The 10,292-nt window shown below is 59.1% G+C and carries 10 protein-coding genes; 5 read left to right on the top strand and 5 right to left on the bottom strand.

Going from position 1 to position 10,292, the window contains the following annotated elements:
* Positions 1-42 precede the first annotated feature (42 nt).
* Complete coding sequence (locus ACYQ6M_RS05730; RefSeq protein WP_267480467.1) at positions 43-321, top strand: GIY-YIG nuclease family protein; 279 nt, start codon at positions 43-45, stop codon at positions 319-321.
* Positions 322-488: 167 nt separating this feature from the next.
* Here the strand turns inward: ACYQ6M_RS05730 and ACYQ6M_RS05725 are convergent, their stop codons facing one another.
* Entirely contained in the window at positions 489-1,022 is a 534-nt protein-coding gene (locus ACYQ6M_RS05725) for a MarR family winged helix-turn-helix transcriptional regulator (protein ID WP_460072631.1), read from the bottom strand.
* 164 nt (positions 1,023-1,186) lie between these two features.
* Here ACYQ6M_RS05725 and ACYQ6M_RS05720 point away from each other — a divergent pair, with 164 nt between their 5' ends.
* The 3 genes from ACYQ6M_RS05720 to ACYQ6M_RS05710 are packed head-to-tail and all read left to right on the top strand — an operon-like array spanning position 1,187 to position 4,053.
* Positions 1,187-2,215 (top strand): TRAP transporter substrate-binding protein, encoded by a 1,029-nt coding sequence (locus ACYQ6M_RS05720; RefSeq protein ID WP_228148033.1) that lies wholly within the window; start codon positions 1,187-1,189, stop codon positions 2,213-2,215.
* Positions 2,216-2,217: 2 nt separating this feature from the next.
* Positions 2,218-2,727, top strand: coding sequence for a TRAP transporter small permease (locus ACYQ6M_RS05715; protein WP_055655292.1), 510 nt, complete (start codon positions 2,218-2,220; stop codon positions 2,725-2,727).
* Between the two features lie 18 nt (positions 2,728-2,745).
* Positions 2,746-4,053 carry a TRAP transporter large permease gene (locus ACYQ6M_RS05710; RefSeq protein WP_055655294.1) on the top strand — a complete coding sequence of 436 codons (1,308 nt, stop codon included), beginning with the start codon at positions 2,746-2,748 and terminating at the stop codon, positions 4,051-4,053.
* Between the two features lie 84 nt (positions 4,054-4,137).
* On the opposite strand, the gene ACYQ6M_RS05705 is transcribed toward ACYQ6M_RS05710, so the two are convergent.
* On the bottom strand, positions 4,138-4,887 hold the full coding sequence (locus ACYQ6M_RS05705) for an SDR family oxidoreductase (protein WP_460072627.1): 750 nt from the start codon (positions 4,885-4,887) through the stop codon (positions 4,138-4,140).
* Positions 4,888-4,982: 95 nt separating this feature from the next.
* On the opposite strand from ACYQ6M_RS05705, the gene ACYQ6M_RS05700 reads away from it, so the two are divergent.
* Complete coding sequence (locus ACYQ6M_RS05700) at positions 4,983-5,897, top strand: AraC family transcriptional regulator (protein ID WP_367020760.1); 915 nt, start codon at positions 4,983-4,985, stop codon at positions 5,895-5,897.
* Positions 5,898-5,902: 5 nt separating this feature from the next.
* Here the strand turns inward: ACYQ6M_RS05700 and ACYQ6M_RS05695 are convergent, their stop codons facing one another.
* The 3 genes from ACYQ6M_RS05695 to ACYQ6M_RS05685 form a co-directional block, all read right to left on the bottom strand.
* Positions 5,903-7,426 (bottom strand): SH3 domain-containing protein, encoded by a 1,524-nt coding sequence (locus ACYQ6M_RS05695; protein ID WP_460072625.1) that lies wholly within the window; start codon positions 7,424-7,426, stop codon positions 5,903-5,905.
* Between the two features lie 225 nt (positions 7,427-7,651).
* A complete protein-coding gene (locus tag ACYQ6M_RS05690) occupies positions 7,652-8,257 on the bottom strand; it encodes an ABC-type transport auxiliary lipoprotein family protein (RefSeq protein ID WP_460072623.1) in 606 nt (201 codons plus the stop codon).
* 26 nt (positions 8,258-8,283) lie between these two features.
* Positions 8,284-10,290, bottom strand: a complete 2,007-nt coding sequence (locus ACYQ6M_RS05685; protein ID WP_077292419.1) for an MlaD family protein — start codon at positions 10,288-10,290, stop codon at positions 8,284-8,286.
* Positions 10,291-10,292 lie beyond the last annotated feature (2 nt).

Here is a 10,292-nt window from a genome sequence, read left to right as displayed (position 1 = left end):
AACGGTTGTACCGTCAAATGCAATTCACTTCAGAGGTGAAGCTTGACCTATTACGTTTACATCCTGGCAAGCCGGATGAACGGCACGCTCTACATCGGGGTGACAAACGATCTTGCCCGGCGCGTTGAGGAGCATCGCGGTGGGGCAGGCGGCGATTTCACCCGCAAGCACGGCATCGGCAATTTGGTATTTGCAGAAGCGTTCGACGATGTCAGCGAAGCCATCGCCATGGAGAAACGCCTCAAGAAATGGCGCAGATCCTGGAAAGTTCAACTAATCGAGAAGTCCAATCCCGAGTGGCATGATTTAATGGCACCCTAACCCCGGTGTCACCCCGGGCGAGCAGCGCGAGACCCGGGGCCTACTCGTTTGCAGAGCGTATGAGAGTTGGATGAGGCGATGCCTCTTTCAAGTCGGACGCAATATCCGGCATGCAATGCCGTCTTAGGGCATCGCCCGGCCGCGGGAAGTCGAATGACCACCGCCTCTCAATCACTCACCCCGTCCAACTCGTCCGAGAGGTTCTCCCGGATCCGACGGGTAACCGCGAGAAACCCCTCGATTTCCGCGGGTGAGAGGCCGCTGAGCATTTTCTGTTCGACGGCTTTCAGCTTGGGAGCAAGATCCTCGAAAGCCGCACGTCCTTCCTCTGAAAGCTGCAAAAGAAAACTGCGGCCGTCGGCCTCGTTGCTTTCGCGGGTCAGAAAGCCACGCTCTTCCATACGTTTCACGGCCCGGCTCACGACCACCTTGTCCATGCTGGAGCGGGCAACGATCTCGCTTGCCTGCAGTCCGCCAGAGGCCGAGCCAAGAATGGCCATGGTACGCCATTCGGCGGGCATCATGCCGTAATCGCGCTGGTAAACCGCTGAAAGAGCCCGTGTGACGTCGGAATAAAAGACACGCACCCGGTAGGGAAAAAAAGTTTCCAGCTCGAAGTCGGGCAATGGCTTCTCCGGCGTTTCACTCGCAATCCCAATGGCTTCTTGGGTCTCGGTCTCCGGATTGGTCAGCTTGGTCATCGGCGCTCAACAGTATTGGTTAGGTCGTCTGCACGATTTTACGATTGACTTGGTTTCATGTGTAACTATTTTGTTGCATATGTAACTATGTTTGGCATCACGTTTCAAGTCCGGGATCATACCGGCAAGAACGGCCTTCATGAAATGAAGGGGAGGAGAAAATCGTGAAACAGTTGAAGTGTCTTTCCATTCTCGCAGGTGTGGCAGCGTCCGCATTAACCGGTTTCATCGCCAGCGCATCCGCCGACGAACTGGTTCTGTCGTCCTGGCTGCCGCCGAAACACCCGCTCGTTACCGACGTGATGGAGCCCTGGGCAGCAGAAGTTGCCAAGGCTACCGATGGCCGCGTAACCGTGCGCATTCTGCCCAAGCCGGTCGGCTCGCCGCCCGAGCATTTCGACCTTGCCGCCGAAGGCATCGTCGACATCACCTACGGCCTGCACTCCTTCACGCGCGACGACCGTTTCCTGCGTTCGCGCATTGGCCAGTTCTCCTTCATCGCAAACACCGCAACAGAAGGCTCCAAGGCCTATTGGGACGTCTATGGCGGTACCCTCGACGCGCAAGGCGAACACAAGGGCACCAAGCTGCTCGGCCTTTGGGTTCACGGCCCCGGCATGTTCCACAACAACCAGCGCAAGATCGAAAAACCTGAAGATTTTGCCGGTCTGAAGATCCGCACTCCGGGCGGTTATGTTGCGGACCTGTCTCAGGAACTTGACATCATCACCCAGTTCATGGGCCCGGGCGAAGTCTACGAGAAGCTGTCCCGCGGTGTCATCGATGGTGTCACCTTCCCCATGGAAGCGTTGCAGGCCTTCAATCTGACCGACTACACCAAATACTCCATGAGCCTGCCGGGCGGCTTCTACAACACCTCCTGGTTCATGGTCATGAATGAAGATGTCTGGGACGGCCTTTCGGAAGAAGACCAGGCGGCCATCGACAAGATTTCCGGTGAAGCCCTTGCCGAAATGGCCGGCGGCGTCTGGGATGGCGCGGATGCCCGTGCGGCTTCCTACATTGCCGACAAGGACATTGAGGTCTACGACGCACCGGCCCCGGTTCTGGAGGCGGTCAAGGAACTTGCAGCCAAGCATGAAGCTACCTGGGCGGCTGCCGTTGCCGAAACCGGCTTTGACGGCACCGCCGCTCTGGCCGAGTTCCGCGACAAGACCGGCATCAAGCACTAAGCATGTCTGCCGAATCCAACGGCCAGGCCCCTCGCCGGATCGATACGATCCGGCGAGGGGCCGGTTTCCTGCTCGGGCTGGCCTGTTTATGTGTGCTGGCCGCCCTGATCGGGCTAACCTGTGTCGACGTCGTCGCACGCTATGCCTTCAACAGCCCCGTGAACGGTGCTTATGAGCTGACGGAGCTGCTGCTGGCCACGCTGATCTTCCTGGCCCTGCCACTGACGACCGCTGCCGGCGAACATATCGAGGTGGAGCTGCTCGACGGGCTCAAGAGCGCCCTTCTCAAACGGCTCGGCACATTGGTTGCCGCTGTTTGCACGGTCGGTGTCCTGGCCCTGATCGCGTTCAAGCTGTTCGAGCATGCCGAGAAGATGGACCGTCGCGGACAGGTGACGGATTCCCTTCAGATCCCGCTCTCGCTGATCGGTTGGCTGGGAGCTGCCTCCTTCGCGCTCTCCGCCATCGCCGCCATAGTCTTCGCGGCCAGGCGGTTCCGCGAAAAAGCTTGATACCAGTGAGTATTGAATATGCTTGAAGCTCTGATCGGTTTCGTTGCGCTCTTCGCGCTCGTGCTGCTGCGCGTGCCCATTGCAATTGCAATGATCATTGTCGGCACTGCCGGGTTCGCGGCCCTGCGCAACTGGAATGCCGCGCTGAACCTGCTCGGAAATGCGGCCTTCGAAACCGGCCTTTCGTTCACCCTTTCGGTGATCCCGTTGTTCATTCTGATGGGCAACCTCCTGACCATTTCCGGTGTCAGCCAGTCACTGTTCTCGACCGCCCACCACATGCTTCACCGCATGCGTGGTGGCCTTGCCATGGCGGCCATTGTCGCCTGTGGCGGCTTTTCGGCAGTTTGCGGCTCGTCTCTGGCAACGGCTGCCACCATGTCCAAGGTGGCCATGCCTTCCATGCGCAAGGCAGGCTATGCCGACAGTCTGGCAACCGGCTCCATCGCTGCCGGTGGCACGCTTGGCATCCTGATCCCGCCTTCCGTCATCCTGATCATCTACGGCCTGCTGACCGAGGCCGACATCGGCAAGTTGTTCATTGCCGGCATCATCCCGGGCCTGCTGGGCGTACTGTTCTATCTCGGTGCCATTTACGTCACGGTTCTGCTGAAACCCGAGCTTGCGCCAACCGCGTCCGAAGACATGAAGCTCGAAAAGCGTGACGTCTGGGGTGTTCTGGCAGTTGTCGGGCTATTTGCCGTGATCATGATCGGCATCTACGGCGGCTTCTTCACGCCGACAGAAGCAGCCGGCATCGGTGCTGCCGCCGCCTTCGTGATCGCGCTCGTGTCCGGTGGTCTGACGTTTGAAAAGCTCTACACCGCCGCGCTCAACTGTGCGCGTACCACGGCGATGATCTTCGCGATCATCATTGGTGCGGAAGTCTTTTCCAACTTCATCAGCTATGCCGGTGTGCCTGACGCGCTTTTGACCTTCGTTCAGTCGCTCGACGTCAACGCCTATGTCGTCATTCTGGTTCTGGTACTGATCTACGTGGTGCTGGGGGCAGTGCTGGAAAGCCTGTCGATGATCCTGCTGACGGTCCCGGTCTTCTTCCCGCTGGTCAGCTCGCTCGATTTTGGTGGCGGTTTGCTGGCAGATCCGGAAATGGTGCTGATCTGGTTCGGCATCATCGTGGTGGTGGTCACCGAAATCAGCCTCATCTCGCCGCCGATTGGCCTCAACGTCTTCGTGCTCCGCTCTGTGCTGACGGACGTACCGTTGAGGACGATGTTCGCCGGCATTCTGCCGTTCTGGCTGGCCGACATCCTGCGACTGGCGCTGTTGATTGCTGTGCCGCTGCTGTCACTGGCGCTCATCTGAGGCTTTACCGGCCGGTGCATGGCCAGGAAAACCGAACTACAAAAAATTGCCGGACGGTGGCCACACCGCCCGGCATACCTTTCATCAGGCCGCCAGCGCTTCCGCGTCGCTGCCGGCAGGAAGGTGGGCAGGACACGACGGATCGGTTACCGCCTGCCAGATGGCTTTGACCACATCTTCCGACCGGGTCGGTTCCTTGTCGGCATCTGCCATGAAGGCTCCCATCACTTCCTCGACAAAGGGCTTGTAGGCCGCAGGCGCCTCCATCGCGTCCGCCATCAACGCTCGTGCATTCGTGCCAAAGCTGGTCGAAGGTGCGCGGCCCGGCAAAACCAGCTGGACGCGGATACCAAGCGGCGCAAGCTCCAGAGCCAGGCAATCGGTATAGGCATTCACGGCCGCCTTGCTGGCGGTATAGACCGGTAGTAGCGGCAAGGACTTCAGCGTGACACTGGACGACACGTTGACGATAACGCCCTCGCCCTTCTCCCGCATCTGCGGCAGCACCGCGCGGATCATCTCGAAAGTCCCGAAGGTGTTGGTGTCGAATATCCTGCGCACCACGTCTTCCGACGTTGCCTCGAAGGGCGACAACCAGCCAACACCAGCATTGTTGACCAGCACGTCAACCGGACCGGCGGCAGCGACGGCCTCGGCAATGCTGATGTGATCTGTCACGTCCAGCGGCAGAATGCGCAAATGTTCGGAGGCCGGCAGCAAGGTGGCGTCGGGTTTGCGCATGGTCGCAACCACCCGCCAGCCCTCGTTCAGAAAATGCCGCGCCGTTTCCAGCCCGAAGCCGGAGGAACATCCAGTAATCATGATGGTCTTCATGACAAAGTCTCCTGTTGTTGGATGCTCCCCATATCGACACGACGGACAAAACTTTCTATCATGAGAAGTCTCAGTCTTTTTATCGAAAGTCCGAAATGGCAGATCCCCTGTCCGAAGTGATCACACTTCTGCGGCCCAGAGCCCCCTTCTCGAAAATCGGGGAAGCCTCCGGCCCCTTCCGGGTGCGACGGGACGATGTCAACGAAGCGTTCTATTGCCTGGTGCTGATGGGGCGGCTCAACCTGGAAGTCGACGGAAGAGCACCGGTGATATTGTCAGCGGGTGATTTTGCGCTGCTGCCCGCCGTTGGCGGACTGACTGTCACCAGTCTCGATCCTCCACCACCTCCAGGCTATTTCAGCCAGCCTGTTTACGGGGAAGATGGTGTTGTGCGCGTCGGCATGCTGGACCCGCGTGAAACCCCGCCCCAAGTTCAGCAGCTGGTTGGCCATTGCAGCTTCGGCAGTCCGGATGCCGAACTGCTGGTCTCTCTTCTGCCGGAGATGGTGGTTGTGCGCGGCGAAGATCGTCTGGCGTCGCTGGCAGCCCTGGTACGCGACGAGGCACGGGCCGATCGCCCTGCAAGGGATGTGGTGCTGGAAAACCTTCTGCAGGTCCTCCTGATCGAGGCTTTCCGTTCAAGCGTCCAATCCACTGCTTCCACCGGGCTTCTCAGCGGCCTGGCGGATGCTCGGGTGGCCCCTGCCCTGCGTGCCATGCACGGCGCACCGCAACAGGCCTGGTCGATCCGGGCGCTGGCCGGCGAGGCAGGCCTCTCCCGCTCCGCGTTCTTTACCCGTTTCAACCGCATTGTCGGCCTGCCGCCAATGAGTTACCTGCTCAACTGGCGCATGACGCTAGCCAAGCACATGCTGCGCTCAGGTCTCCACAGCATCGGCGAGATTTCCAGCCAGACCGGCTATGGCTCCACCAGCGCCTTCAGCACAGCCTTTACCCGGCACGTTGGCTGCCCGCCCGCCAGATACGGCAAGGCAGGTGCAACGACCTGAACCGTCTATTGTTCCGAGGACCCCTCCCAGGATGGCTTCACCCGGCGCGTAATCGGCAGAAACTGACCGGCTTCGTAGTAAAGGTTCGGCGATATGTATCGGGCGCTGACCCAACCTGTCTGCCCTTCGAACTGTCCCTGGTACCAGATGCCGACCTTGTCTGCGCGGATCATGCAACCGGTCAAGGAGAGCGTGGCGCCGGCAGGCAACATACCCAGTACCTGCCCACCCACATCAGGGCTGGAGCGGAAATTCACATTGCTTTTCACCCTGCCGGACGGGCCACCGTTTTCACTTGCCCAGCTGTTTTTGGAAACAAGCCTGTTGTCCGAGCACCCAAGGACGTTCCCCATCAGACCCAGCGTTACAGGGTCTGAAACGACTTTCCTGGAAGCACACCAGCCCTGCAAGCCACCGTCGACCTCCTCGTTTCCGGGGCCCTGTTGCAGACAAAGAGGTTTGCCACGCCAGAGTGCAACGGACAGAGCCCCTTCTGGGGTCATCGACAGCTGGCACGAGAACGTATCGGTATAGAGGGTTGCCGTTCTGCCTTTCAAAGCTTTCAAGTCCGAAAGCGAGAACTCCGAGTTCATGAACTGAAACAGGTCGGCGACCTCGTAGTAGGCCTTGAAGGATCGCCCCGCCACGTTGACGGTGTTGCAGATTTCGTTGGCATCGTAGTCGACACCATCTCCCACATGGACAAGGTTTGCTTCAGCTTCGTTGGAAACGGGAGAAAAGCCGAGGTTCCAGGTGTTAATTCCGCCGCGCAGATAGAAGAAGCTGTCTGCCGTGGAATGCTTCAGGGCTTCCATCATCAGCTCAGGCGGATTGATGTTGAAGCCAATCAGCTTGCTGTATTGTTCGGTCACCTGGTAGCCAAAGGCCAGGATCTTGTCGATACGCTCGACCTGCGCGCCCTGATTTCCGGCCAGATATGCCATGTGAAAGCCAAGTTCCGCACCTTTTTCAACGTAGCGGGCATCGCTGGCAAAGGGGTGCACCATGTCCACGGACAGGGAGAATGCCAGAGCACAGGCAGACACACAGCTGGTATTCTTCAGCACGAAGACGCCACCGATGTTCGGATCCTGACTTTCAAGATTGTACCGGATGCTGTCAGCGATCTTGAACCCTTCGAGGAAATCGCCTCCAGGACTGTTGAAAACGAGGTAGCGTATCGACGGGCCACTTATACTGTCCAGAAAGGCAGACAACTTGCCGGCATCGCCCTTTACGATCGGGCCTGAAAGCTCGATCACATGCGTTGCCATTTCCGGTTCCGCAGGATAAAGCGCAAACTGATCGATCTGCCCAACCTCCCCGTCTTCCAAGTTCGGAAGCTGCGCCAGAACGCTGTGCGGTCCTTCAGGGGGATAGATAAGCTTGAGGCTTCTCAGGTGCGGCTCGAGATCCGGCCGCAGCCTGAAGTCGGCTGCATTTGCAAAGGGCATGGAAAACGCCCCCAGCAGAATAATGAAAAGCACGGCGCCAGCCTTGCACCAGAGATCACCCGCAACTCTCATCATGTCTCGTCTCACGTTGAACATTGGCCACCTGACTAGCAGGCAGCCGCCTTGTTCACTGCCCCCAGATAGGGAAGACGGCAACGATTATTTGTTCAGGACGCTGGATTTCAGACTGCATCAAGCAGACAAGCGCACACCGGAGAACGAGGATCAATCTCTGCCGCATGAGAGCCGGAGGCAACATGCGGATAAGGTTTCCAATTGCGGCTGTTAAGGGTACCCGCCTCAGACGTTCTGCAGCGTCCAGGCAGCCATTTCTGCAAACACCCGGTCGGCTGAAGCGTTCATGGCCTCGACCGCCTTGTCGACGGTCGTGCTGCCGGAAGACGTTTCCGCCCGGAAGACCTTGTTGGCAACTGTGCGACCGTTGCGGTCGTTGACGATGCGGGCCGAAATTTCGACGACACCTCGATTGGCACCCGCCACCTGCAGTTCGAAGGCACGGATTTCCGTCTGGAGCTGATAATCGATCAGCAGGCCGTCGCCCGGCAGGCCAACCCCGCGCAGGCGGTTGGTGTTTTGCAGGGTTTCGACCAGTTTCAGCTGCACCACGTTGGGCAGCGTGTCGGCCCAGGCAGAATCCGGGAAGTAGCTGTAGACCGGCCCCTTGTCGACAACCGCGATGTAACTGGTGTCGAGCGCTTTCAGCGCCCGGGGCGCGGAAACGAGAACCTGAACGCGGCTGGACCGGCCCTGAAGGCCACCGACGTCGGCCGCACCGATGCTGTAGTAGGCCGACGGCGCGGAACTGGCGCATCCGGACACAAGCACGCCGAGCCCGAGAGCGGTCAAGACGCTCCGGCGGGTCATGTCAGTGGTTGCCTTCGTCATACGCCCCTGCCTCTGCACATTCAGTCTCACCGGCGCCGCCCGCCGGAATATGTCGGCACATCTTCACCGCCGAAGATCACCCGGTTCGGACTGCGTTCAAAGCTTTCCGCCGCCCGCTGGATCGAGATCAGTGTCCGGTTAACCTGCGCCAGCGCCGCGGCGAAATCCGCAGAGCCCTGGGTCGCAAACTTGGAAAGCCCGCCGGCGATCGAATCTGCCCGGCTTTCAAACGCAACCGCAACCTTGCGGATTGCCTGCGCGGCCAAAGTCGCTTCCTTGATCAAGCCTTCACCATCGCCGTCCACCATGGTGGAAACCTTCTCGACCAGGCTTTCGACGCGCACCGAGGTGGAATTCAGCGTCGCGGTCATCTGCTTGGCATCGGTGATGATCTGGTCGACGTCCGGTGTCCGCTTGGAGAGATCGTCCGTCATCTGCTGAACGTTGTCTGCAGCCTTGCGGGCACTTTCCAGGATGGCCGGAATGCCGTCTTCCGGATTTGCAAGACCTGCTGTCGCCGTTTCGACGGAACCGACGATATTCGCAACCTTTTCCGGATCCACGGCCTTCATCAGGTCATTCGCGGTCTGAAGCGTCGTCGCAAAACGTTCGGCAGCCGCCTGAACATCCGTTATCAGCGCCGCGATCCGGTCATCCTGACCACGAACCGTCGCTGAAACCGCCTCGAAGTTCTGAACGGTGGACTTGGTCGAAGCGATGATCTCGTTGATCTGCGTCTGCTGATTGTTGAAGTTGTCGATGATGCTGGAAACATTGTCGACGGCCTTGCTCACCTTCTCCGGATCGACACTCGCCACAAGCTCGTCGACCTTACCCAGCGATGCATTGAGGCTGTCGGTGAAGGTGCTGACATTGGCAACCACTTCCTCGACCTTCAGCGGATCAATGGCAGCGGCAATTTCCACGCCGCGCGTCATGATGGCATCCACCTTGACCACGACATCACGCCCGCCTTGCACGATATCCTTGATCGCGCCTTCCTGGTTCCGGATGTTTTCCACCACTGCATTGACGTTCTGCATGGTTTCGCTGGTGGAACTGATCAGCTTGTCGATGTCCCCGGTGCGCTTCTGCAGCACCTCGCCAAGGGCTGCGGCCCCTTGCACCACCTTCTGAACATCTTCAGGATCAACCGCGCCAACAATCTTGTGAACGCGATCCAGCCCTTCATTCAGGTTTACCGTGAAGGTCTGCAGTTCCTTGGCCGCGCTCTGGGCATCGGCCATCAGGAGATCGATGTCGCTACTGGCCTTGCCGAGACTTGCGGAAAACTTGGAAAGGTCATCGACAATGGCGGTGACCTTGTCGGAAGGCACGGCAGCCAGCAGGCGTTCACCTTCCTGCACCAGCGTCTCAAGCCGGCCGGACAGGCTGGAAAACGCATCGGAAGCCTTGCCGATGCTGGCCATGAAATCCTTCACGCCATCGGAATTGGCGGCCAGCGCGGCGGAAAAGGTCTCGGCGTTGTTGACGATCTCGGTGATTGCGGGGCCGTTGTCCTTCAGCAGGTCATCGACTGTCTTCATGGTCGAATCGGCACGCTTGAGAACATCGCGGGCGCCATCAACGATGTCATCGAAGAAGGACCGTTCGGCGTAGATGACCGGAACTTTGTCCTCGTCCTGGTCGTCGGACATGCTCAGCAGAAGCGGCGATTCAGATGATCCGCCACTGAGGTCGACATAGGCGACGCCTGTCAGGCCGGTAAAATTCAGCGTTGCCTTGGTATCTTCGCGCAAGGGTGTCGAGGGCTTGATGCCAACGGTGGCTACAACCTTGGTCGGATCCCCCGGTGCAAAGTCCAGCGATTTCACATCGCCGACCTTGATGCCGTTGAAAAGCACCTGCCCCCCGACCGGAAGCCCCGTCACAGGGCCCGGATAGACGATTTTCAGTTCAACGTTCTGCCTGGATTCCGCGGTGACGGCGAGCCAATACACAAAGCCGAACGCACCGATCAGGATTGCGACCATGAAGGCGCCGATCAGAATATAGTTCGCGCGGGTTTCCATTC

The organism is Roseibium sp. ROS1 (genome assembly GCF_054658215.1).
This window is presented reverse-complemented; position numbering and strand designations above follow the sequence as displayed.